Origin of the sequence: Klebsiella sp. w6, from assembly GCF_033100215.1 — a bacterium.
GTDB classification, from domain to species: domain Bacteria; phylum Pseudomonadota; class Gammaproteobacteria; order Enterobacterales; family Enterobacteriaceae; genus Klebsiella; species Klebsiella variicola.
The window spans coordinates 1,955,185-1,977,741 of the sequence record NZ_CP136907.1; the positions used below are offsets into that span (position 1 = coordinate 1,955,185).

General features: G+C 58.6%; 22 protein-coding genes and 1 pseudogene. 14 read left to right on the top strand and 9 right to left on the bottom strand.

Annotated elements, in window-relative coordinates; all coding sequences use genetic code 11:
- Nucleotides 1-2: 2 nt before the first annotated feature.
- On the top strand, nucleotides 3-1,097 hold the full coding sequence (locus tag R0140_RS09420) for an ABC transporter ATP-binding protein (RefSeq protein ID WP_012967769.1): 1,095 nt from the start codon (nucleotides 3-5) through the stop codon (nucleotides 1,095-1,097).
- 7 nt (nucleotides 1,098-1,104) lie between these two features.
- Complete coding sequence (locus tag R0140_RS09425; protein ID WP_032741301.1) at nucleotides 1,105-2,247, top strand: alginate lyase family protein; 1,143 nt, start codon at nucleotides 1,105-1,107, stop codon at nucleotides 2,245-2,247.
- A gap of 117 nt (nucleotides 2,248-2,364) precedes the next feature.
- Here the strand turns inward: R0140_RS09425 and R0140_RS09430 are convergent, their stop codons facing one another.
- Nucleotides 2,365-2,709: a RidA family protein gene (locus tag R0140_RS09430; protein ID WP_002910910.1), complete on the bottom strand. Its 345-nt coding sequence runs from the start codon at nucleotides 2,707-2,709 to the stop codon at nucleotides 2,365-2,367.
- 131 nt (nucleotides 2,710-2,840) lie between these two features.
- Between R0140_RS09430 and R0140_RS09435 the strand changes: the two genes are divergently transcribed.
- The 5 genes from R0140_RS09435 (at nucleotide 2,841) to rnd (ending at nucleotide 9,300) form a co-directional block, all read left to right on the top strand.
- Nucleotides 2,841-4,751 carry an ATP-dependent DNA helicase gene (locus R0140_RS09435; RefSeq protein WP_032741215.1) on the top strand — a complete coding sequence of 637 codons (1,911 nt, stop codon included), beginning with the start codon at nucleotides 2,841-2,843 and terminating at the stop codon, nucleotides 4,749-4,751.
- Nucleotides 4,752-4,896: 145 nt separating this feature from the next.
- Entirely contained in the window at nucleotides 4,897-5,592 is a 696-nt protein-coding gene (gene tsaB / locus R0140_RS09440) for a tRNA (adenosine(37)-N6)-threonylcarbamoyltransferase complex dimerization subunit type 1 TsaB (RefSeq protein WP_012967772.1), read from the top strand.
- A gap of 38 nt (nucleotides 5,593-5,630) precedes the next feature.
- On the top strand, nucleotides 5,631-6,212 hold the full coding sequence (locus tag R0140_RS09445) for a Slp family lipoprotein (RefSeq protein ID WP_008804297.1): 582 nt from the start codon (nucleotides 5,631-5,633) through the stop codon (nucleotides 6,210-6,212).
- Between the two features lie 205 nt (nucleotides 6,213-6,417).
- Nucleotides 6,418-8,103: a long-chain-fatty-acid--CoA ligase FadD gene (gene fadD, locus R0140_RS09450; protein WP_025999236.1), complete on the top strand. Its 1,686-nt coding sequence runs from the start codon at nucleotides 6,418-6,420 to the stop codon at nucleotides 8,101-8,103.
- 81 nt (nucleotides 8,104-8,184) lie between these two features.
- Nucleotides 8,185-9,300 (top strand): ribonuclease D, encoded by a 1,116-nt coding sequence (gene rnd / locus R0140_RS09455; RefSeq protein ID WP_004175459.1) that lies wholly within the window; start codon nucleotides 8,185-8,187, stop codon nucleotides 9,298-9,300.
- A gap of 77 nt (nucleotides 9,301-9,377) precedes the next feature.
- Here the strand turns inward: rnd and minE are convergent, their stop codons facing one another.
- From minE to minC, 3 genes are read right to left on the bottom strand one after another with little or no spacing between them, the layout of a single operon-like run.
- Nucleotides 9,378-9,647, bottom strand: a complete 270-nt coding sequence (gene minE / locus R0140_RS09460; RefSeq protein ID WP_004103270.1) for a cell division topological specificity factor MinE — start codon at nucleotides 9,645-9,647, stop codon at nucleotides 9,378-9,380.
- Between the two features lie 3 nt (nucleotides 9,648-9,650).
- Entirely contained in the window at nucleotides 9,651-10,463 is an 813-nt protein-coding gene (minD, locus tag R0140_RS09465) for a septum site-determining protein MinD (RefSeq protein WP_008804300.1), read from the bottom strand.
- 23 nt (nucleotides 10,464-10,486) lie between these two features.
- On the bottom strand, nucleotides 10,487-11,188 hold the full coding sequence (gene minC, locus R0140_RS09470) for a septum site-determining protein MinC (RefSeq protein WP_008804301.1): 702 nt from the start codon (nucleotides 11,186-11,188) through the stop codon (nucleotides 10,487-10,489).
- A gap of 126 nt (nucleotides 11,189-11,314) precedes the next feature.
- Here minC and R0140_RS09475 point away from each other — a divergent pair, with 126 nt between their 5' ends.
- The 3 genes from R0140_RS09475 to R0140_RS09485 all read left to right on the top strand — a co-directional run bounded on the left by R0140_RS09475 (nucleotide 11,315) and on the right by R0140_RS09485 (nucleotide 12,813).
- Nucleotides 11,315-11,596: a YcgL domain-containing protein gene (locus R0140_RS09475; RefSeq protein WP_004203320.1), complete on the top strand. Its 282-nt coding sequence runs from the start codon at nucleotides 11,315-11,317 to the stop codon at nucleotides 11,594-11,596.
- A gap of 16 nt (nucleotides 11,597-11,612) precedes the next feature.
- Nucleotides 11,613-12,272, top strand: coding sequence for a fumarylacetoacetate hydrolase family protein (locus tag R0140_RS09480; RefSeq protein ID WP_012967776.1), 660 nt, complete (start codon nucleotides 11,613-11,615; stop codon nucleotides 12,270-12,272).
- A gap of 94 nt (nucleotides 12,273-12,366) precedes the next feature.
- Nucleotides 12,367-12,813 (top strand): YcgN family cysteine cluster protein, encoded by a 447-nt coding sequence (locus R0140_RS09485; RefSeq protein WP_008804304.1) that lies wholly within the window; start codon nucleotides 12,367-12,369, stop codon nucleotides 12,811-12,813.
- Nucleotides 12,814-12,821: 8 nt separating this feature from the next.
- Here the strand turns inward: R0140_RS09485 and R0140_RS09490 are convergent, their stop codons facing one another.
- From R0140_RS09490 to nhaB, 3 genes are all read right to left on the bottom strand, one after another.
- Nucleotides 12,822-13,166, bottom strand: a complete 345-nt coding sequence (locus R0140_RS09490; RefSeq protein WP_032741211.1) for a TehB family protein — start codon at nucleotides 13,164-13,166, stop codon at nucleotides 12,822-12,824.
- Nucleotides 13,167-13,316: 150 nt separating this feature from the next.
- The gene (gene dsbB, locus R0140_RS09495) at nucleotides 13,317-13,847 is read right to left on the bottom strand and encodes a disulfide bond formation protein DsbB (protein WP_008804305.1); all 531 of its coding nucleotides are present in this window, start codon (nucleotides 13,845-13,847) and stop codon (nucleotides 13,317-13,319) included.
- 128 nt (nucleotides 13,848-13,975) lie between these two features.
- Nucleotides 13,976-15,526 carry a sodium/proton antiporter NhaB gene (nhaB, locus tag R0140_RS09500; protein ID WP_048268561.1) on the bottom strand — a complete coding sequence of 517 codons (1,551 nt, stop codon included), beginning with the start codon at nucleotides 15,524-15,526 and terminating at the stop codon, nucleotides 13,976-13,978.
- Nucleotides 15,527-15,774: 248 nt separating this feature from the next.
- Here nhaB and fadR point away from each other — a divergent pair, with 248 nt between their 5' ends.
- The gene (gene fadR / locus R0140_RS09505) at nucleotides 15,775-16,494 is read left to right on the top strand and encodes a fatty acid metabolism transcriptional regulator FadR (protein WP_012541278.1); all 720 of its coding nucleotides are present in this window, start codon (nucleotides 15,775-15,777) and stop codon (nucleotides 16,492-16,494) included.
- A gap of 74 nt (nucleotides 16,495-16,568) precedes the next feature.
- Here the strand turns inward: fadR and R0140_RS09510 are convergent, their stop codons facing one another.
- The gene (locus tag R0140_RS09510) at nucleotides 16,569-18,101 is read right to left on the bottom strand and encodes a SpoVR family protein (protein WP_004203310.1); all 1,533 of its coding nucleotides are present in this window, start codon (nucleotides 18,099-18,101) and stop codon (nucleotides 16,569-16,571) included.
- Between the two features lie 88 nt (nucleotides 18,102-18,189).
- Here R0140_RS09510 and R0140_RS09515 point away from each other — a divergent pair.
- From R0140_RS09515 to dadX, 3 genes and pseudogenes are all read left to right on the top strand, one after another.
- Nucleotides 18,190-18,324, top strand: a pseudogene (locus tag R0140_RS09515) (hypothetical protein); the annotation flags it as partial.
- Between the two features lie 98 nt (nucleotides 18,325-18,422).
- Complete coding sequence (locus tag R0140_RS09520) at nucleotides 18,423-19,721, top strand: D-amino acid dehydrogenase (RefSeq protein WP_317703970.1); 1,299 nt, start codon at nucleotides 18,423-18,425, stop codon at nucleotides 19,719-19,721.
- 9 nt (nucleotides 19,722-19,730) lie between these two features.
- Nucleotides 19,731-20,801, top strand: a complete 1,071-nt coding sequence (gene dadX, locus R0140_RS09525) for a catabolic alanine racemase DadX (RefSeq protein ID WP_317703971.1) — start codon at nucleotides 19,731-19,733, stop codon at nucleotides 20,799-20,801.
- Between the two features lie 16 nt (nucleotides 20,802-20,817).
- On the opposite strand, the gene R0140_RS09530 is transcribed toward dadX, so the two are convergent.
- Nucleotides 20,818-22,551, bottom strand: coding sequence for a potassium/proton antiporter (locus R0140_RS09530; RefSeq protein ID WP_317703972.1), 1,734 nt, complete (start codon nucleotides 22,549-22,551; stop codon nucleotides 20,818-20,820).
- Nucleotides 22,552-22,557 lie beyond the last annotated feature (6 nt).

The following is a 22,557-nucleotide window of genomic DNA, read 5'->3' on the forward strand; positions in this document are numbered from 1 at the left end:
CCATGGGATCTGTTGTACTGAATAGCGTACGTAAATCGTATGGTGATGCGCACGTGATAAAGGATGTGTCGCTGACCATTCCGGACGGCGAGTTCTGCGTGCTTGTCGGGCCCAGCGGCTGCGGCAAGTCGACGCTGCTGCGCATGATTGCCGGCCTGGAGGAGATTTCCGGCGGGGAAGTACATATCAATGAACGCAATGTTACCGACGTCGAGCCGAAGCTGCGCGACATTGCCATGGTGTTCCAGAGCTACGCCCTCTATCCGCAGATGACGGTGCGGGAAAATATGGGCTTTGCGCTCAAGATGGCTAAGTTGCCGAAAGCGGAGATTAACCAGAAGGTAAATGAAGCCGCTGCGCTGCTGGGGCTGGATCCCCTGCTGGAGCGCTTACCAAAGGATCTCTCCGGCGGCCAGCGGCAGCGCGTGGCGATGGGACGTGCCATCGTGCGTAAACCGCAGGTGTTTTTGTTTGATGAACCGCTATCCAACCTCGACGCCAAGCTGCGTACCCAGGTGCGGGGTGAGATCCGCGAACTGCATCGCCGGCTGAAAACCACTTCGGTGTACGTCACCCACGATCAGATCGAAGCCATGACCATGGGGCAGATGATTGTGGTCCTGCGCGATGGGCGCATCGAGCAGGCGGGTACCCCACTGGAGCTGTACGACCAGCCGGCGAATCTGTTTGTTGCCGGGTTTATTGGTTCGCCGGAGATTAACCAGCTGCCCGGCGAGGTCGTATTGAACGGAGAGGCGACCAGTCTGCGGCTGAAAGATGGTTCGCTTCTGGCATTACCTGCGGGGTTAGCGGTCACCAATGGTCAACAGGTGGTGTATGCCATTCGCCCTGAGCAGGTCAACGTGGTGCATGAGGCCCGCGATGATGCGCTGGCGGCGAAGGTCACGGCGGTAGAGAACACCGGTTCGGATATGCAGTTGTTCTGCGATACCGGCGGCGGGGCGTTTACTTCGGTATTTAAACAGCGACTGGCGGTGAAAGAGGGCGACAGCATCTGGCTGCAGCCGAAGCTTTCTGGCGTGCATCTGTTCGATGCGCAAAGCGGTCAACGTATAGCCTGCCGGGAGGGCGTCTGACGTGGCGATGAAGTTGTACACCCTTGACGAAAGCTGTCTGGAAAACGCGCGTGCGGGATTAAAACAGCCGTTCTCGCCGCTGCAGCTGGCGCTGAGCAAGCTGGTTTCGCAGGCCGATATTCTGCGTCGTGAAGCGCCGGAAAGCGTTGTGCATAAAAAACTGCGGCCGGCGAGCGGCGACGCGCACGATTACTACAGCCTGGGTACCTACTGGTGGCCGAACCCACGGCGTCCCAACGGGCTACCGTATATTCGCCGCGACGGACATATCAATCCGCAGTGTGAAAATAATGATACCGACACCTCGCGCATTATCCGCATGTGCGAACGCTGCCTGACCCTGGGGCTGGCGTGGTACTTCACTGGCCAGCGCCACTATGCCCAGGCGGCGGCCGCGCAGATCCGCTGCTGGTTCCTGGATCCAGAGACGCGAATGAACCCGCATCTGAACTATGGTCAGGCAATTCCGGGGATTGTCTCCGGTCGCGGCACCGGGCTGATAGATACCCGATTAATGTGGATGGTGGTCGATACCATCGGCTTGATTAGCCCGGCGAACGTGCTGGATACCGACGATATTATCGGCCTGCACCAGTGGTTCCGGGATTTTAACCACTGGATGTACTACAGCGAAATCGGCCATTCAGAGTATGTCTGGCACAACAACCACGGCACCTGGTACGACGCCCAGCGGACGGTTAACGCGCTATTCTACGGCGATAAAGGACTGGCGGCGCGGATCATTGCGCAGGGGATCACCCAGCGAATGGCGGCGCAGATTGACCAGGATGGCAAGCAGACCATGGAGCTTGAGCGCACCATTCCTTTCCATTACTCGCTGTTTAATCTGGAGGCGCATCTGCTGCTGAATCGCTATGCCGAGCATGTCGAATTCGATCGCTGGAACACCATCCGCGACGGGCGAGGAGTGAAGCAGGGGATAGATTACCTGGTGCCGTTTATCCGTGAACCCGATCTCTGGCCGTACAGTGACCTGCAGGGCATTGTGTGGGATAGCGCGCTGCGGGTGCTGCTGCAGTCAGCCCGTGGTTATGCAAAACAATCCGCCAGCTATCGCGATGTGCTGAAATGCCTGCCGCAGGAGACGCTGCAGTTGAAGGAACAACTGATGTGGTGTCCGGGTTTGTAGGCCTGATAAGCGCAGCGCCATCAGGCATTAGGTGCACGTTGCCGGATGGCGGCGTGCCGCCTTATACGGCCTACAGATACCGTGTCTCGCCGACCTCGGGAGGCACGGTATAACGAGTTACACCGCGGCGATAATTTTGATCTCAACTTTATACTGCGGGTTCATCAGCGTCGCTTCCACCGTGCAGCGCACCGGGGCGTGACCGGCCACCACCCACGCGTCCCAGGCTTTATTCATCGCCGCAAAGTCGCTTTTATCGGCGAGGAAGATGGTGGCGTCAAGAATACGCGACTTGTCGCTGCCCTGTTTTTCCAGCACCGCGTCAATCTGCGCCAGGGTATTGGCGGTCTGCTCGAAGGCGTCGGCATCAAGATTTGCCGGCACGCCGGTGTAGTACAGGGTCTGGTTGTGGATCACCACGTCTGACCAACGGGCTTCGGCATCAATACGCGTAATTGTCATTTCTTTTTCCTCTTTGAGCATTCCATTCGGCTGCGGCAAGACTGCCATAATGTTCCGCTCGCGTCACTACCTGGACTGGCGAAACGCCGTCCTCCCTGACATAATCACTGTCCAAATAACCAGGGGGCAATGTGATCGACGATTTTGCAGCAGACGGCCAGTTAGCCAAAGCCATACCGGGATTTAAGCCGCGCGAGCCGCAGCGCCAGATGGCGAAAGCGGTGAGCGAAGCGATTGAGGCCTCCCGACCGCTGGTGGTGGAAGCGGGGACCGGAACCGGTAAAACCTACGCTTACCTGGCGCCTGCGCTGCGGGCGAAAAAAAAGGTGATTATCTCCACCGGCTCGAAAGCGCTGCAGGATCAGCTCTATAGCCGCGATCTGCCCACCGTCGCCAAGGCGCTCAAATTCACCGGTAAACTGGCGCTGCTTAAAGGGCGCTCCAACTACCTGTGCCTTGAACGTCTTGAGCAGCAGGCGCTGGCGGGCGGCGATCTGCCGGTACAAACCCTCAGCGATGTGATCCTCCTGCGCTCCTGGTCGAACCAAACCCAGGATGGCGATATCAGCACCTGCGCCAGCGTGGCGGAAGACTCCCAGGCCTGGCCGCTGGTCACCAGCACCAACGATAACTGTCTCGGTAGCGACTGCCCACTGTATAAAGATTGCTTCGTGGTGAAGGCGCGTAAAAAAGCGATGGACGCCGACGTGGTGGTGGTCAACCATCACCTGTTCCTGGCCGATATGGTGGTCAAAGAGAGCGGCTTTGCCGAGCTGATCCCCGAGGCGGAAGTGATGATCTTCGATGAAGCCCATCAGTTGCCGGATATCGCCAGTCAGTACTTTGGTCAGTCGCTCTCCAGCCGCCAGCTGCTGGATCTGGCGAAAGACATCACCATTGCCTACCGCACCGAACTGAAAGACACCCAGCAGTTGCAAAAATGCGCCGACCGCCTGGCGCAAAGCGCTCAGGATTTTCGCCTGCAGCTGGGGGATCCCGGCTATCGCGGCAACCTGCGCGAACTGCTGGCGGATAGCCACATTCAGCGCGCGCTGCTGCTGCTCGATGACGCGCTCGAGCTATGCTATGACGTCGCCAAACTTTCGCTGGGCCGCTCGGCGCTGCTCGATGCCGCCTTTGAGCGCGCCACCCTCTATCGCGGGCGCTTAAAGCGGCTGAAAGAGATTAACCAGCCGGGCTACAGCTACTGGTATGAGTGCACCTCGCGCCACTTTACTCTCGCCCTGACGCCGTTGACCGTGGCCGAGAAGTTTAAAGAGGTGATGGCGCAGAAGTCGGGGAGCTGGATCTTTACCTCGGCGACGCTGTCAGTGAACGACGATCTGCATCACTTCACTGCCCGGCTGGGGATCGACGAGGCGCAGTGCCTGTTGCTGCCGAGCCCCTTTGATTATCAACATCAGGCGCTGCTCTGCGTGCCGCGCAATCTGCCGCTGCCGAACCAGCCTGGCGCGGCGCGCCACCTGGCGGCGATGCTCAAGCCGCTGATCGAGGCCAACGACGGTCGCTGCTTTATGCTGTGTACCTCGCACGCCATGATGCGCGATCTGGCGGAGCAGTTCCGCGCCACCATGACGCTACCGGTGTTGCTGCAGGGGGAAACCAGCAAAGGCCAACTGCTGCAGCAATTCGTCAGCGCCGGCAACGCCCTGCTGGTGGCCACCAGCAGCTTCTGGGAAGGGGTCGACGTGCGCGGTGATGCGCTGTCGCTGGTGATTATCGATAAGCTGCCGTTTACTTCGCCGGACGACCCGCTGCTGAAAGCGCGCATGGAAGATTGTCGGCTGCGCGGCGGCGATCCGTTCGATGAAGTACAGCTCCCGGAAGCCGTCATCACCCTCAAACAGGGGGTGGGGCGTCTGATCCGCGATATCGACGATCGCGGGGTGCTGGTGATCTGCGACAACCGGCTGGTGATGCGCCCCTACGGCGCGGTGTTCCTGGCCAGCCTGCCGCCCGCGCCGCGGACCCGCGATATCCGCCGGGCGGTGCGCTTCCTCGCCGTGCCGCCGGCAAGGTAATCCGCACTAAAATGTGTTAAGCTGCGCGCCATTTTGTTAATTAGCGGTTCCCAATAGACTTCGGGCGGTATGGCGGCGGGTTGGCCGTTTGCCGGAAAACAGGCTGCCTGAAGGCCTGAACTATGTAACGAGAGCGTGACCACCCATGCGAATTTTGGCTATCGATACCGCCACAGAGGCCTGCTCCGCGGCGCTGTGGAATGATGGCACCCTTAGTGCTCATTTCGAAATTTGTCCCCGCGAACATACCCAACGTATCCTGCCGCTGGTGCAGGAGGTCCTCACCGAGAGCGGCGCCACGCTGACCGAGCTGGACGCGCTGGCCTTTGGCCGCGGTCCGGGTAGCTTTACCGGCGTGCGCATCGGCATCGGTATCGCTCAGGGGTTGGCGCTGGGCGCTGAGCTGCCAATGATCGGCGTTTCGACGCTGGCCACCATGGCGCAGGGCGCCTGGCGCAAAACCGGCGCCACCCGCGTGCTGGCGGCCATTGACGCACGAATGGGCGAAGTCTACTGGGCCGAGTACCAGCGTGACGAGCAGGGCGTCTGGCATGGCGAAGAGACGGAAGCGGTGCTCAAACCGGAAGCGGTAGCCGAACGGCTGGCACAGCTTTCCGGCGAATGGGCCACCGTCGGCACCGGCTGGCAGGCGTGGCCGGATCTGGCGAAAGCGAGCGGACTGACCTTAAGCAGCGGCGAAATTGAACTGCCGGCGGCGGAGGATATGCTGCCGTTAGCCTGTTACCTGCTGGCGGCGGGGAAAATCGTGGCCGTGGAGAAAGCGGAGCCGGTTTATTTGCGAAACGAGGTGGCGTGGAAGAAACTTCCAGGCCGCGAGTGAATCTCAGTAACAAGAAGACTGAGAAAAGGAGTCGCATCATGGCGGGTCAAAAACAGGGCGTTCGCTGGCTGTTAGCCGCGGCGGTTGCCGTTGCGCTAAGCGGCTGCGTGTCAGTGCCGGATGCCATCAAAGGCACCAGCCCTACGCCGCAGCAGGATTTAGTGCGGGTGATGAACGCCCCGCAGCTGTACGTTGGCCAGGAAGCACGCTTTGGCGGCAAAGTGGTCAATGTGCAGAACCAGCAGGGTAAAACCCGCTTAGAAATCGCCACCGTACCGCTGGACAGCGGCGCACGGCCTGTGCTGGGCGAACCGTCTCGTGGGCGGATCTATGCCGACGTTAACGGCTTCCTCGATCCGGTCGACTACCGCGGCCAGCTGGTCACCGTGGTCGGGCCGATTGCCGGCGTGGTCGACGGCAAAGTGGGCAGCACGCCGTATAAATTTATGCTGATGAACGCCATCGGTTACAAACGCTGGAACGTGGTGCAGCAGGTGGTGATGCCCCCGCAGCCCATCGATCCGTGGATGCTGGGTCCGCGCCCCTGGGGTTACGGCTATGGCGGCTGGGGCTGGTACAACCCCGGCCCTGCTGAGGTGAGAAACGTCGTAACCGAATGATTTTGTTGTTTATGTTAGTTCAAAGAAACAGCGGCCGGTCCGCTGTTTCTTTGTTTTCAGTCGAATAAGAAAAAAAATAGTGACGCGCTTCGCAACCTGCTCATTGCCTAATTAATAAACTGGTACGCTGAGTTAATATAATGTTAACAAAATGTATTTACCAGGGGCTGTGATGACGACGAATAACTATTTCAGAGGTGATGCAGTGAAAAAGGTTTGGCTAAACCGTTATCCCGCAGATGTTCCTGCGGAGATAAACCCTGACCGCTATCAATCCCTGGTTGAACTGTTTGAGCATGCCACCACCCGCTACGCTGACCAACCGGCGTTTATCAATATGGGTGAAGTGATGACCTACCGTAAGCTGGAAGAGCGTAGTCGCGCCTTTGCCGCTTACCTTCAGGAGGGGTTAGGATTACAGAAGGGCGATCGCGTGGCCCTGATGATGCCTAACCTGCTGCAGTATCCGGTGGCTCTGTTTGGCATCCTGCGCGCCGGGATGATCGTGGTTAACGTCAACCCCTTATATACCCCGCGTGAACTGGAGCATCAGCTCAACGACAGCGGCGCGGCGGCGATCGTCATCGTCTCCAACTTTGCCCATACCCTGGAAAAAGTGGTGGCGAAAACTCAGGTTAAGCACGTGATCCTGACGCGCATGGGCGATCAGCTCTCCACCGCCAAAGGCACGCTGGTGAACTTCGTGGTCAAGTACATCAAGCGCCTGGTGCCGAAGTACCACCTGCCGGATGCCATCTCGTTTCGCAGCGCGCTGCAGCATGGCTACCGCATGCAGTACGTGAAGCCGGAGATCGTTGCGGAAGATCTGGCGTTTCTGCAGTACACCGGGGGCACCACCGGCGTGGCCAAAGGGGCGATGCTGACCCACCGCAACATGCTGGCGAACCTCGAGCAGGTCAATGCCACCTACGGCCCGCTGCTGCATCGCGGCAAAGAGTTCGTGGTGACCGCGCTGCCGCTGTATCACATTTTCGCCCTGACCATGAACTGCCTGCTGTTTATCGAACTGGGCGGGCAAAATTTGCTGATCACCAACCCACGCGACATTCCCGGGCTGGTGAAGGAGCTGGCGAAATATCCTTTCACCGCCATGACCGGGGTCAATACCCTGTTCAACGCCTTGCTGAACAACAAAGAGTTTCAGCAGCTTGATTTCTCCTCGCTGCACCTCTCCGCCGGCGGTGGGATGCCGGTGCAGCAGGCGGTGGCCGAGCGCTGGGTAAAACTGACCGGACAATATCTGCTGGAGGGCTACGGCCTGACCGAGTGTTCGCCGCTGGTCAGCGTCAACCCGCACGACATCGACTACCACAGCGGCAGCATTGGCCTGCCGGTGCCTTCCACAGAAGCCAAACTGGTGGACGACGACGATAACGAAGTGGCGCCGGGTCAGCCGGGCGAGCTCTGTATCAAGGGGCCGCAGGTGATGCTGGGCTACTGGCAGCGTCCTGACGCGACGGATGAGATTATCAAAGACGGCTGGTTGCACACCGGGGATATCGCGGTGATGGATGAAGAGGGATTCCTGCGCATCGTTGACCGGAAAAAAGATATGATCCTGGTGTCGGGTTTTAACGTCTATCCGAATGAAATCGAAGATGTGGTTATGCAGCACAGCGGCGTCCTCGAAGTGGCGGCCATCGGCGTGCCGTCCGGCAGCAGCGGTGAAGCGGTGAAGATTTTCGTGGTCAAGAAAGATGCCGCGTTAACCGAAGAGGCGCTGATTACGTTCTGCCGCCGCCATCTCACCGGCTACAAAGTGCCGAAGCTGGTGGAATTCCGTGACGAACTGCCGAAATCCAATGTCGGGAAAATTTTGCGGCGAGAACTGCGTGACGAAGCGCGCGCTAAAGTGGACAATAAAGGCTAAGTAACGAATGAGTCGCCTGACGCCGGCTACGCCGGCGTTTTTTATGGGCGCAAGTTAAGAGAGTATGCTTTGAACTATCAGATGATCACCACCGACGATGGCCTGCGCGCTGTTTGCGAAGCGGCAAGCGCGGCCTCCGCCGTCGCTCTGGATACGGAATTTGTCCGTACCCGTACCTACTATCCGCAGCTGGGCCTGCTGCAGCTGTTCGACGGCACCCAGGTCTCTCTGATCGATCCCTTGACGATTAGCGACTGGGCGCCGATGCGTGAGCTGCTGCTCAACCAGGATGTGACTAAATATCTGCATGCCGGTAGCGAGGATTTAGAAGTCTTCCTCAATGCGTTCAACCTGATGCCGCAGCCGCTGATCGACACCCAGATCCTGGCGGCGTTCTGCGGCCGCCCGATGTCCTGGGGCTTTGCCTCCATGGTGGAAGAGTATTCCGGAGTGGCGCTGGATAAAAGTGAATCCCGCACCGACTGGCTGGCGCGCCCGCTGACCGAGCGTCAGTGTGAATACGCCGCAGCTGACGTCTGGTACCTGTTGCCGATCGCCAGCCAATTAATGGCGGAGACCGACCGCGCAGGCTGGCTGTCGGCGGCGCTGGACGAATGTCGTCTGATGCAGCAGCGTCGTCAGGAGGTGGTTGACCCGGCCGAGGCCTGGCGCGACATCGGCAACGCCTGGCAGCTGCGTACCCGCCAGCTGGGCTGCCTGCAGCTGCTGGCAGAGTGGCGTCTGCGCAAAGCGCGTGAGCGCGACCTGGCGGTGAACTTTGTGGTGCGGGAAGAGCATCTGTGGAGCGTGGCGCGCTATATGCCCACCAGCCTCGGCGAGCTCGACAGCCTCGGGTTGTCCGGCAGTGAAATTCGCTTCCACGGCAAAACGTTGATTAGCCTGGTCGAGAAAGCCCAGGCGCTGCCGGAGTCGGCCCTGCCGGCGCCGCTGCAGAACCTCATTGACATGCCGGGTTACCGTAAAGCCTTTAAAGATATTAAAGCGCTGGTGCAGGAAGTGAGCGCCGATAAGGGCGTGAGCGCGGAACTGCTGGCCTCGCGTCGGCAGATCAACCAGTTGCTGAACTGGCACTGGCAGTTGAAAACGCAAGCCGGTGAGCCTGAGCTGATTTCCGGCTGGCGTGGCGAACTGATGGCCGGGCGGCTGAAGTCGCTGTTAAACGACTATCCGCGCTAGCGGGCGGTCTGGTTCAGGCCATTAAAAAACCGGCAGCGCAGGGCGTAGCCGGTTTTTTTTCGGGATGGAACAGCAGGTCAGGGTTTCGACTCTTCCGTTTCGGGTAGGGTCACGTTCAGCTCAAGAATCGAAATATCACCATCCCGCTGCTCCAGCTGCACGCTGACCATCTCCGGGTCGATCTGCACGTATTTACAGATCACTTCCAGAATATCTTTGCGCAACTGCGGCAGGTAGTGCGGCTCCGCGTCGCCGCGGCGACGCTCGGCGACGATGATTTGCAGGCGTTCTTTCGCAATATTAGCCGTGTTCTTTTTTCGCGAGAGAAAAAAGTCGAGTAAAGCCATAATTTATCCTCCGAACAGGCGTTTGAGGAATCCTTTCTTCTCTTCTTCAATGAAGCGGAAAGGGCGTTCTTCTCCGAGCAGACGTTCAACGGTATCGGCATAGGCTTTGCCTGCGTCCGACGCGGCATCCAGAATCACGGGCTCACCCTGGTTGGATGCGCGCAGGACTGACTGGTCTTCCGGGATCACGCCCACCAGGTTGATGCGCAGAATTTCCAGCACGTCTTCCATGCTCAGCATATCGCCTTTATTGACGCGGCCTGGATTGTAGCGGGTCAGCAGTAAGTGCTCTTTGATCGGCTCTTCGCCATTTTCCGCACGACGGGATTTCGAAGCGAGAATGCCAAGGATACGGTCGGAGTCGCGAACGGAGGAGACTTCCGGGTTGGTGGTGATGATGGCTTCATCAGCAAAATAGAGCGCCATCAGCGCACCGGTTTCGATACCTGCCGGTGAATCACAGACGATGAAATCGAAGTCCATTTTCTTCAGTTCTTCGAGAACTTTGTCGACGCCTTCGCGGGTCAGGGCGTCTTTATCCCGGGTCTGAGAGGCCGGGAGAATGTAGAGATTTTCCGTGCGCTTATCTTTGATCAGCGCCTGGTTCAACGTGGCATCGCCCTGGATGACGTTGACAAAATCATAAACGACGCGACGTTCGCAGCCCATAATCAGATCGAGGTTACGCAGGCCGATGTCGAAGTCGATAACGACGGTTTTCTTTCCCTTCTGGGCCAAACCTGTAGCGATGGCCGCGCTGGAGGTGGTCTTGCCAACGCCCCCTTTACCCGAAGTCACAACAATAATGCGTGCCATAGAAATTCCTTGTTAAAAAGGGATTAATTCAACGGTTGAACTGTCAAAGCGCTTTCACCTAAACGCAGGCGTGCCGCTTTGCCATAAAATTCGGCCGGGATGTTATCGCTCAGCCAATATTCCCCGGCGATGGAGACCAGCTCCGCCGCAAGGTGGGTACAAAATATCTGGGCGTCTCTGTCGCCACCGGCGCCTGCCAGCGCGCGTCCTCGCATCATGCCATATACATGGATATTGCCGTCAGCGATAAGTTCCGCACCGGCACTCACATGATTTGTAACAATAAGATCACAGTGTGGCGCATAAATGCGCTGACCGGAACGTACCGGCTGATCAATCAAACGCGTTTTTGTGATCTGGTTAGCAACTGGCGGCGGCGGAGGGGTGGGTTCGGACGGTGCCGGACGAGGGGCTTTCTCTTTCCCTTCGGTTAATAACGGGATCCCGGCGCGATCGATTTCGGTTTTCAGGCGCGGGATTTTGCATCCGCTGACGCCCATAATGCGTAAACCGGTCGCGGCGATGGCCTCGTTAATGGCGCGCCATTCGACCTCCTCCTCCACGCTGGCGATATTCACCACCACCGGCGCATGGCGTAAAAAGGCGGGAGCCTGGGCGATTTTGTCTTCTAACGCCTGACGAATAACCTCGGGATTTGCATCGTGCAAATGAACGACAGATAACGTGAAGCTACTGCCTTTAAGTTCGATTGGCGTATTTGACATCCTGGCCTTACTCAATTTGCTGTTTATCAACCGCAGAAGTGCGGTGATATTCCGAAGACTAAAAGGCATGTTATAGTCACTCATATATTGAGGCAAGTGACCACGGGTCTAATTCCGAGTAAAACTATGTTTTGTGTGATCTATCGAAGTACTAAACGTGAACAAACCTATTTATACGTCGAAAAAAAAGACGATTTCTCACGCGTTCCTGACGAGCTAATGCGCGGCTTCGGCACGCCGCAAATGGCGATGCTGCTGCCGCTGGATGGGCGCAAAAAGCTGGTTAACGCCGACCTGGAAAAAGTGAAACAGGCGTTGAGCGAGCAGGGCTATTACCTGCAACTTCCCCCGCCATCTGAAAATCTACTAAAGAAACACCTGGCGGAACAGGGGAAACAATCCGATTAACCCACGAGGGAAAATAATGTACCAACATCATAACTGGCAGGGTGCGCTACTGGATTATCCAGTGAGCAAAGTGGTTTGCGTCGGCAGTAATTATGCAAAACACATCAAGGAAATGGGCAGTGCGACGCCGGAAGAGCCGGTGCTGTTTATTAAACCTGAGACCGCGCTGTGCGATCTCCGTCAGCCGTTGGTGCTTCCTGAAGGGCTGGGCTCAGTGCACCACGAAGTCGAGCTGGCGGTGCTGATCGGCAGCACGCTGCGTCAGGCGACGGAAGAGCATGTGCAGAAAGGGATCGCCGGCTATGGCGTCGCGCTGGATCTCACCCTGCGCGACCTGCAGGCTAAGATGAAAAAGGCCGGGCAACCGTGGGAGAAGGCGAAAGGCTTCGATAACGCCAGTCCAATCTCCGGCTTTATCCCGGCCGCTGAGTTCCACGGCGACCCGCAGAATACGCCGTTAAGCCTGAAGATTAACGGTGAAGTGCGCCAGCAGGGAACCACAGCCGACATGATCCATAAGATTGTGCCGCTGATCGCCTATATGTCGCGCTTCTTTACCCTCAAAGCCGGGGATGTGATCCTCACCGGCACCCCGGAAGGGGTGGGGCCGCTGCATAGCGGTGACGAACTGGAAGTTGGCTTCAACGGCCTGTCGCTCACCACCCGCGTGCTGTAAGCGCTGCTTGCCGCCTCTTGGGGCGGCAAAACTTGCATCGGCGTGCCAGACTGGTTATAAGGTGCACCCTTAACTGGCAACGACGGACACTACGATGAGCGAACAACCTTTCTGGCAACAAAAAACACTGGATGAAATGACCGACGCGGAGTGGGAATCGCTGTGTGACGGCTGCGGCCAGTGTTGCCTGCACAAGCTGATGGATGAAGACACCGATGAGATCTACTTCACCAACGTCGCCTGCCGTCAGCTTAATATCAAAACCTGCCAGTGCCGTAACTACGAACGTCGCTTCGAGTACGAGCCAGACTGCATCAAGCTTACCCGCGAAAACCTGCCAACCTTCGAATGGCTGCCGCCGACCTGCGCCTATCGCCTGCTGGCGGAGGGCAAATCGCTGCCGGCCTGGCATCCGCTGCTGACCGGCTCAAAAGCGGCGATGCATGGCGAACGCATCTCTGTTCGCCATATTGCGGTGCCCGAGTCCACCGTCGTCGACTGGCAGGATCATATCCTCAATCTGCCTGACAGGGCGCGTTAAGCGCCGGATCACGCTTTCTTCGCGTGAAACTGCCCGTTTTCACCGTCGGTTTCTTCGGCCACCCAGAAGTGAATATTGAAGCGGGCGTCGTCACTGAGTTCGACGCGGTGCCAGTACTGCGGCGGACTGGTGGCAAACTGTCCGGCATGAATGACCACTTTCTTTTCCGGCTCCGTCGCCTGCTCATTGGCAAAACCGTAATAGGTGACCGTTCCCTCCATGACGCACAGCTGACCGAAGACGCCGGCCGCGGTGTTGTGATGGCTCAGCAGGGCGGCGGGGACGTTCTCTTTAGTAAAGAACGGGGTGGAGCGTTTAACTTTCCAGTCTGCGGGGATCAGTAAAGATGACATGTGAGCTCCTGTGGGGCTTTAAAAGATGTATTTAATATGCACCTTTTAGGGGCTGTGGTCAACCACAGGCAGGAAACGATGCAACGATGCGCAGCAGACATAAAAAAACGCCCCGCAGGGCGTTTCATTGTGTGCGGTACTCGCAGCGGCTTAGCGGCCAAACAGATCGCGTTTTTTCGCTTTGAAAGGCTGAGCAATGATCACCAGGATGGCGACCAGCAGATAGGCAGCAAAAATACCGACCAGCCATTGCGGCATCTCCAGCGACAGAAATTGCCACTGACGCACTGAACAGTCGCCGGACGCGACGAAAACCTGCGGCAGCCATTTATCCAGCGGCAGCCAGGTTGGGAAGCGGGCTGCGAAATCACAGGTCTGGAACGGCGAAGGGTGCAGCTGGATCATCGTATGCTCCCACGCCAGCTGCAGTCCACGTATTGCGCTGTACAACCAGATCACCATGGCGACATAGCGCAGCGGCGTTTTGGGGGCGATGGCGCCGACCAGCCCCGCGCCCATGATGCCGAACAGCGCGCAGCGTTCGTAAATACACATCACACACGGCTGCAGCAGCATCACATGCTGGAACCACAGCGCAACGAGTTCGAGAATAAAAGCGGTTAATGCCATCAGGAGCCAGGCACCGCGTCCCCTTGAGCACTGGTTTAAATATTGCAACATAATCATTTCCCTGGAAGATGCTAAATCATGGCAGTGTAAACGAAAACCGAACCGACGCCAGCGGCCCGGCAGAAAATATTACGTAACGGGTTATTGAATGGCCCGGATGAATCCGGGCCAGGATCGGGTCAGGGCAGCGTGGGCGTGGTCACCCAGCCGTGCGCCAGTAGCCAGTTGGTGACCGGCATCAAGGTGAACTCGACGCACAGCAGGCCGACCAGCGTCAGTACGAGAGTGTAGGGCAGCGCCATCCATACCATGCGGCCATAGGAGAGTCGGATAAGCGGCGCCAGCGCGGAGGTCAGCAGGAACAGGAATGCCGCCTGGCCGTTGGGGGTGGCGACCGACGGCAGGTTGGTGCCGGTATTGATCGCCACCGCCAGCATCTCAAACTGCGGCAGGCTGATAACGCCATGTTCGAGGGCGGTTTTCGCTTCGTTAATGTAGACCGTGCCGACAAAAACGTTATCCGAAATGGACGACAGCAGGCCGTTAAACAGGTAAAAGAGCGACAGCTGCGCGTGCGGCGAGGCCTGCAGCACAAATTCAATGACCGGGGTGAACAGCCGCTGGTCGATGATCACCGCCACAATGGCAAAGAACACCGTCAGCAGCGCGGTGAAGGGCAGCGCCTCGGTGAACGCCTTGCCAATGGCGTGCTCATCGGTCACCCCGGAAAACGTGGTGGCGAGGATGATCACCGACAGGCCAATGAGCCCGACTTCGGCCAGATGAAAGGCGAGGGCGACGATCAGCCAGACACCAATCACCGCCTGGGCAATCAGCCGCAACTGCTCCTGACGGCTGCGCTGGGCGCGGCTGCGGTCGTCAAAGTCCTGCAGTACCTTCCGCACCGCGGGCGGCAGCGGTTCGCCGTAGCCAAACAGGCGATACTTTTCGACCAGCAGACAGGTCAACAGCCCACACACCATCACCGGCAAGGTGACGGGTGCCATGCGGATAAAGAACTCGCCAAAATGCCAGCCCGCCGCTTTGGCGATAATCAGGTTTTGCGGTTCGCCAACCATGGTCATGACTCCGCCGAGGGCGGTCCCGACGCCGGCGTGCATCATCAGGCTGCGCAGAAAGCCGCGGAATTGCTCCAGCACCTCGCGGTAGTGCTGCTCGATATGGCTGTCGTCCAGCAGATCGTTATCATCAGGGCGAGCTGAAGCGACGCGGTGGTAGATGCCGTAGAACCCAACGGCGACGCTAATCACCACCGCCACCACGGTAAGCGCATCGAGAAAGGCGGAGAGGAAAGCGGCCGCCAGGCAGAAGGCCAGCGACAGCAGCATCTTGCTGCGGATCCCCAGCAGCAGGCGCGTGAAGACGAACAGCAGCAGTTGTTTCATAAAGTAGATGCCCGCGACCATGAAGATCAGCAGGAGCAGCACTTCAAGGTTGCCGGCGATCTCTTCCCGCACATGCGCCGGGCTGGTCATGCCGATCAGCAGCGCTTCAATCGCCAACAGGCCGCCCGGCAGCAGCGGGTAGCACTTCAGCGCCATGGCGAGGGTAAAGATAAACTCAACCACCAGCAGCCAGCCGGCGACAAACGGCGCCACGGCAAACACCAGCGGGTTTACGATTAAGAAAATGATTAATGCCAGCTTGTACCAGTCCGGCGACTGGCCAAGAAAATTGCGCCACAGCGCGCGGCCATATGAAATTTCCACGACAGAATCCTTCCCCGTCAATTAGTACATGATTTTGTGCGTAACTATTGGCAAGAGTATCAGTTGAGCAAAATGAGAAGCAACTTTCTTCGCACCGCGGCGGCGGTGACGGGAGATAAGGAAAAGCGCAAAGTAAAAACGGAAAATGAAACAGCGATCCCTTTTTAATTCACTTGCGATGCTATCTGCGCTATAGCGGCTCTGGTATGATGAGTGCAATTGCAACAATGTGTAATGGAAATATTATTATGGTCATTAAGGCGCAGAGCCCTGCGGGTTTCGCGGAAGAGTATATCATTGAGAGCATCTGGAATAACCGCTTCCCACCTGGATCGATTCTCCCCGCTGAACGCGAGCTTTCTGAGCTGATCGGTGTCACCCGCACCACTCTGCGCGAAGTGTTGCAGCGTCTGGCGCGTGACGGCTGGTTGACCATTCAGCATGGCAAGCCCACCAAAGTGAATAACTTCTGGGAGACCTCCGGGCTGAATATTCTCGAAACGCTGGCGCGCCTCGATCACGACAGCGTGCCGCAGCTGATTGATAACCTGCTCTCCGTACGCACCAATATTTCCACGATTTTTATTCGCACCGCGTTCCGTCAGCATCCGGATAAAGCGCTGGCGGTACTGGACAGCGCCCGGGAAGTGGAAGATCACGCCGACGCCTTTGCCGACCTCGATTACAATATCTTCCGCGGTCTGGCGTTTGCCTCCGGCAACCCGATTTACGGTCTGATCCTCAACGGCATGAAGGGGCTGTATACCCGCATCGGCCGCCACTATTTCTCCAGCCCGGAAGCGCGCAGCCTGGCGCTGGGGTTTTATCATCAGCTGGCGAAGGTGTGCGAAGGCGGTCTGCACGATCAGGTGTATGAGCTGGTCCGTCGCTACGGTCATGACAGCGGGGAGATCTGGCACCGGATGCAGAAATCGCTGCCCGGCGATTTAGCCATGAATATGCGTTAAGCCGGATATTGGCGATCGATAAACACAATAAGGGGGCCAGTGGCCCCCTTCGTCGTTTTCATCGTCCCGCAATGTTATAGCGCGTTCGGGCGCGCCGGGCAGCGGTCCAGCAGCTCAATGCTGCCGTCGGCGTTCTGCTGCTCCAGCAGCACATCGAATCCCCACAGACGATGCACATGTTTCAGCACTTCGCGCCGGCCTTTGTCCAGCGGGACGCGGTTGTGTGGCACATAGCGCAAGGTCAGCGAGCGGTCGCCGCGCAGGTCAACGTTCCATACCTGGATGTTCGGCTCAAGATTGCTGAGGTTATACTGCGCCGAGAGCTTGTTGCGGATCTCGCGATAGCCCTCTTCGTTGTGGATCGCCGAGATCTCGAGATAATTGTTGTGATCGTCGTCGAGCACGGTAAAGAAGCGGAAATCGCGCATGATCTTCGGCGACAGGAACTGGCTGATAAAGCTCTCGTCCTTGAAATCACGCATGGCGAAATGCAATGTTTCCAGCCAGTCAGAACCGGCGATATCCGGGAACCAGTACTTGTCCTCTTCGGTTGGCGACTGACAGATGCGCTTGATGTCCTGGAACATGGCGAAGCCCAGCGCGTAGGGGTTAATCCCGCTATACCACGGACTGTTGTACGGCGGCTGGAACACCACGTTAGTGTGACTATGGAGAAACTCCAGCATAAAGCGCTCCGTCACTTTCCCTTCATCATAGAGATGGTTGAGGATGGTGTAGTGCCAGAAGGTGGCCCACCCCTCGTTCATCACCTGGGTCTGTTTCTGCGGGTAGAAATACTGGCTGACTTTACGCACGATGCGCAGGATCTCGCGCTGCCACGATTCGAGCAGCGGGGCGTTCTTCTCCATAAAGTACAGCAGGTTCTCCTGCGGTTCGGAAGGGTAGCGACGGGCGGACTCAATCGCTTTTTCTTCCTCGCGCTTCGGCAGGGTGCGCCACAGCATATTCACCTGGCTTTGCAGATACTCTTCCCGGCTTTTCTGCCGCGCTTTCTCCTCCTGCAAGGAGATTTTTTGCGGACGTTTATAGCGGTCGACGCCGTAGTTCATCAGCGCGTGGCAGGAGTCGAGGAGTTTCTCCACTTCGTCGACACCATAGCGCTCTTCACACTCGGTAATGTATTTGCGGGCGAAGATCAGGTAATCGATGATCGAGCTGGCGTCGGTCCAGCTGCGAAACAGATAGTTATTTTTAAAGAATGAGTTGTGCCCATAGCAGGCGTGCGCCATGACCAGCGCCTGCATGGTGATGGTGTTTTCTTCCATCAGGTAGGCGATACAGGGGTTGGAGTTGATGACTATCTCATACGCCAGGCCCTGCTGGCCGTGCTTATAGGCCTGCTCGGTCTCAATGAATTTCTTGCCGAACGACCAGTGCGGATAGTTGATGGGCATGCCGACGCTGGAGTAGGCGTCCATCATCTGCTCGGAAGTAATGACTTCGATCTGGTGCGGGTAGGTGTCAAGACGATAGAGCTTGGCGACCCGGTCCACTTCGGCCAGGTAGGTCTCCAGTAACTCGAACGTCCAGTCGGGTCCATCGCTTAAACGGGTGGTGTCCCTGTTCATGGAGTCAATCGTAGCCATTAGCGCGCCCTCGTTGTTGTTGGTTTTCTCTGAACGGAAAACCTCTAAACAAGCATAGAACACCGGATGGCAAACTGTATCGTCAGACAATTTCTTTTCTTCGCGATTTCCCCATCTCAAAGCCGTTTTTTGCGCTTATTTACAGAATTTAATGCTGGGTAAAAATAAAGCGCAGCATGAGATCGTAAATCTCGCAGCGCAGGGCTGGTGCGGTTTGCTGTGAGTTAAGTCACCATAAATAAAGCGTATGTTGAATAATATTTTCAACTGAGTTATCAATTTGTAATTAGATGATTGTTCTTTAACTGTTACGGAGTCGCTATGCGTGTCGTCATACTGGGAAGTGGGGTGGTTGGGGTAGCCAGCGCGTGGTATTTGAGTCAGGCGGGTCATGAGGTGACGGTTATCGACCGTCAGCCTGGTCCGGCAGAGGAGACCAGCGCGGCCAACGCCGGGCAGATTTCTCCCGGCTATGCGGCGCCCTGGGCGGCGCCGGGGGTGCCGCTGAAGGCGATCAAATGGATGTTTCAGCGCCATGCGCCGCTGGCGATCGGTCTTGACGGCACGTCGTTCCAGCTGAAGTGGATGTGGCAGATGCTGCGTAACTGCGACACCCGCCACTATATGGAGAACAAAGGCCGTATGGTGCGCCTGGCGGAGTACAGCCGCGACTGCCTGAAAGCGCTGCGCGACACCACCGGCATTCAGTATGAAGGGCGTCAGGGCGGGACGATGCAGCTGTTCCGGACCGCCAAACAGTATGAAAATGCCACCCGCGACATCGCGGTGCTGGAAGACGCCGGCGTGCCGTACCAGCTGCTGGAAGCGAAGCGGCTGGCGGAGGTGGAGCCGGCACTGGCGGAAGTCAGCCATAAACTGACCGGCGGCCTGCGCCTGCCCAACGATGAAACCGGCGACTGCCAGCTGTTTACCACCCGTCTGGCGGCAATGGCGGAACAGGCCGGGGTCACTTTCCGCTTCAACACCGCAGTGGACGCCCTGCTACAGGAGGGCGATCGCATTGCCGGGGTGAAATGCGGCGATGAGATTATCAAGGGCGATGCCTATGTGATGGCCTTCGGCTCCTACTCAACGGCGATGCTTAAAGGGCTGGTGGATATACCGGTCTATCCCCTGAAAGGCTACTCATTGACCATTCCGATTGCCCAGGAGGACGGCGCGCCGGTTTCCACTATCCTTGATGAAACATACAAAATCGCTATTACCCGCTTCGATCAGCGCATTCGCGTCGGCGGCATGGCCGAGATTGTCGGTTTTAACAAAGCGCTGCTGCAGCCGCGTCGCGAAACCCTGGAGATGGTGGTGCGCGATCTGTTCCCGCGCGGCGGCCACGTGGAGCAGGCGACGTTCTGGACTGGCCTGCGGCCGATGACACCGGACGGCACGCCGGTGGTCGGCCGCACGGCGTATAAAAATCTGTGGCTCAACACCGGCCACGGCACGCTTGGCTGGACCATGGCCTGCGGCTCCGGGCAGCTTATCAGCGATCTGATCTCCGGGCGCACGCCGGCGATCCCTTACGACGATCTGGCGGTCGCCCGCTACAGCCCCGGGTTCACCCCGGCGCGTCCGCAGCATCTGCATGGCGCACACAACTAAGGAGCTTGCATGACCCGTCCGGTAGTGGCCAGCATCGACCTGCTGGCCTTGCGGCAGAATTTACAGATAGTGCGTCGCGCGGCCCCTGGGTCGCGCCTGTGGGCGGTGGTCAAGGCCAACGCCTACGGCCACGGCGTGGCGCGCGTATGGAGTGCGTTAAGCGGGGCGGATGGTTTCGCCTTGCTCAACCTGGAAGAGGCGATCCTGCTGCGCGAGCAGGGCTGGAAAGGTCCGATCCTGCTGCTGGAGGGCTTCTTCCATGCCGATGAGCTGGCGGTGCTCGATCAATATCGCTTAACCACCAGCGTCCACAGCAACTGGCAGATTAAGGCGCTGCAGCAGGCGAAGCTGCGCGCGCCGCTGGATATCTATCTCAAGGTGAACAGCGGTATGAACCGGCTGGGCTTTATGCCGGAGCGGGTGCATACCGTCTGGCAGCAGCTGCGGGCGATAAGCAACGTCGGCGAAATGACGCTGATGTCGCACTTCGCGGAGGCGGAGAACCCGCAGGGGATTGTCGAGCCGATGCGCCGTATCGAACAGGCGGCGGAGGGGCTGGATTGCCCGCGCTCGCTGGCCAACTCGGCGGCGACCCTCTGGCATCCGGAAGCGCATTTTGACTGGGTGCGTCCGGGCATCGTGCTGTATGGCGCGTCGCCTTCCGGGCAGTGGCAGGACATCGCGAACACCGGGCTGAAGCCGGTCATGACGCTGCGCAGCGAAATCATCGGCGTGCAGAACCTGCGCCTCGGCGAGGCGATTGGCTATGGCGGCCTGTACCGCACCAGCCAGGAGCAGCGGATCGGCATCGTCGCCTGCGGCTATGCCGATGGCTATCCGCGGGTGGCGCCGAGCGGCACGCCGGTGCTGGTGGATGGCGTACGCACCACTACCGTTGGACGCGTATCGATGGATATGCTGGCGGTCGATTTAACGCCTTGTCCGCAGGCCGGGATCGGCGCGCCGGTCGAGCTGTGGGGCAAAGAGATTAAAATCGACGACGTGGCGGCCAGCAGCGGCACCGTCGGCTATGAGCTGATGTGCGCCCTGGCGCCGCGGGTGCCGGTTGTGACCCTGTAACCTATTCCGGGGCGGATCACTCCGCCTCGTCTTCCGCGACCCGCACCCCAACCTTCAGCACGTGATCGTTCTCTTTTTCCGCCACCGTCCACACCATCCCGGCGAACTCCACCTGGTCCCCCACCACCGGCGCCGCGCCCAGCAGCTGCTGCACCACTTCCCCGAGCGACTGCTGATGCTCGCGGAACTCCTCTCCGCCGTCGAGGCCGTAGATTTGCGCCACATCGGCGAAGCGGGCCTCGGCATCAAGAATGAAGTCGCCGAAAAAGCGCTGATCGAGCGCCACCGGCGGCGACTGGCTGAACATTTTACCCAGTGCCGGCAGGTCGTGCTCGCGACCAATGACGCACAGGATATCGCCTTCCCGCAGGCGGGTGCTGCCGGTGGGGTGCAGCAGGGCATTGTTGCGAAACAGCGCCGCAATCCGCGTCTCCGGCGGCATATGCAGATCGCGCAGCGCCGCGCCGATGCACCACTTATCGGCGCCCAGCTGATAGACAAACTGCTCCCACGGGTTTTCCGGGTGAATATCCAGCCCGACGCGGGAGATGGGCCAGCTGATGGGCGGCACCACCACTTTGGCTTTCTTCGCCGCCCACGACAGCGAAGTGCCCTGCAGCAGCAGCGACACCAGCACCACGAAGAAGGCGACATTGAAGAACAAGCGGGCGTTGTCCAGCCCGGCCATCATCGGGAACACCGCGAGAATGATGGGCACCGCGCCGCGCAGGCCAACCCAGCTGATAAACACCCGTTCGCGCAGGTTAAAGCCGCGAAACGGCAGCAGGCCGGCAAACACCGACAGCGGGCGGGCAATGAAAATCATCCACATCGACAGCAGCAGCGCCGGGATGGCGATCGGCAGCAGGTCGGATGGCGTCACCAGCAGGCCCAGCACCAGGAACATGGCGATCTGCGCCAGCCACGCCAGGCCGTCGAAGTTCTGCAGGATACCGTGTCGGTTGCGGATCGGCCGGTTGCCCAGCAGAAAGCCGCAGAGATAGACGGCAAGGATACCGCTGCCGTCGAGGGTGGTGGTGACGGCAAAAATCATGATCCCGCCGCTCAGCGCCAGCAGTGGATAGAGCCCGGCGGGCAGCACGATACGGTTGATCATCTGCAGCAGCAGGTAGCCGCCGCCGAGGCCGATGGCGATCCCGAGACCAAACTGCTGGATGATATGCACGGCGAACATCCAGCTGAGGCCGGTCTGGCGCTGCTGGATCATTTCGATCAGGGTGATGGTCAGGAAGACGGCCATCGGGTCGTTACTGCCTGACTCAATCTCCAGCGTTGAGCCGACGCGCTCGTTGAGCCCCTTGCCGCCGAGCAGCGAGAAAACCGCCGCAGCGTCGGTGGAGCCGACAATGGCGCCGATCAGCAGGCCTTCGATCATATCCAGCTTGAACAGCCAGGCAGCCATCATCCCGGTCAGCGCCGAGGTGATCAGTACCCCGACCGTCGCCAGCGATAGCGCGGGCCATAGTGCGACGCGAAAGGAGCTGGCCTGGGTGCGCATCCCGCCGTCCAGCAGGATCACCGCCAGCGCCAGGTTACTCACCATATAGGCGAAGGGGTAGTTGTCGAAGGGGATGCCACCGATGCCGTCAATGCCTGCCAGCATCCCGATGGCCAGAAAGATGACCAGAATCGGGATGCCAAGGCGCGAAGAAAAGGAGCTCAATAAGATACTGCAGGTTACTAAAACAGAACCCAGAATAAACAGACTAATGACCGCAGCGGCGTCCAATGTTCA

Coding starts and splice junctions, on each gene's coding strand:
- R0140_RS09420 (WP_012967769.1), top strand. CDS start 3: ATGGGATCTGTTGTACTGAATAGCGTACGTAAATCGTATGGTGATGCG.
- R0140_RS09425 (WP_032741301.1), top strand. CDS start 1,105: ATGAAGTTGTACACCCTTGACGAAAGCTGTCTGGAAAACGCGCGTGCG.
- R0140_RS09430 (WP_002910910.1), bottom strand. CDS start 2,709: ATGACAATTACGCGTATTGATGCCGAAGCCCGTTGGTCAGACGTGGTG.
- tsaB (WP_012967772.1), top strand. CDS start 4,897: ATGCGAATTTTGGCTATCGATACCGCCACAGAGGCCTGCTCCGCGGCG.
- R0140_RS09445 (WP_008804297.1), top strand. CDS start 5,631: ATGGCGGGTCAAAAACAGGGCGTTCGCTGGCTGTTAGCCGCGGCGGTT.
- rnd (WP_004175459.1), top strand. CDS start 8,185: ATGATCACCACCGACGATGGCCTGCGCGCTGTTTGCGAAGCGGCAAGC.
- minE (WP_004103270.1), bottom strand. CDS start 9,647: ATGGCTTTACTCGACTTTTTTCTCTCGCGAAAAAAGAACACGGCTAAT.
- minD (WP_008804300.1), bottom strand. CDS start 10,463: ATGGCACGCATTATTGTTGTGACTTCGGGTAAAGGGGGCGTTGGCAAG.
- minC (WP_008804301.1), bottom strand. CDS start 11,188: ATGTCAAATACGCCAATCGAACTTAAAGGCAGTAGCTTCACGTTATCT.
- R0140_RS09475 (WP_004203320.1), top strand. CDS start 11,315: ATGTTTTGTGTGATCTATCGAAGTACTAAACGTGAACAAACCTATTTA.
- R0140_RS09480 (WP_012967776.1), top strand. CDS start 11,613: ATGTACCAACATCATAACTGGCAGGGTGCGCTACTGGATTATCCAGTG.
- R0140_RS09485 (WP_008804304.1), top strand. CDS start 12,367: ATGAGCGAACAACCTTTCTGGCAACAAAAAACACTGGATGAAATGACC.
- R0140_RS09490 (WP_032741211.1), bottom strand. CDS start 13,166: ATGTCATCTTTACTGATCCCCGCAGACTGGAAAGTTAAACGCTCCACC.
- dsbB (WP_008804305.1), bottom strand. CDS start 13,847: ATGTTGCAATATTTAAACCAGTGCTCAAGGGGACGCGGTGCCTGGCTC.
- fadR (WP_012541278.1), top strand. CDS start 15,775: ATGGTCATTAAGGCGCAGAGCCCTGCGGGTTTCGCGGAAGAGTATATC.
- R0140_RS09510 (WP_004203310.1), bottom strand. CDS start 18,101: ATGGCTACGATTGACTCCATGAACAGGGACACCACCCGTTTAAGCGAT.
- R0140_RS09520 (WP_317703970.1), top strand. CDS start 18,423: ATGCGTGTCGTCATACTGGGAAGTGGGGTGGTTGGGGTAGCCAGCGCG.
- dadX (WP_317703971.1), top strand. CDS start 19,731: ATGACCCGTCCGGTAGTGGCCAGCATCGACCTGCTGGCCTTGCGGCAG.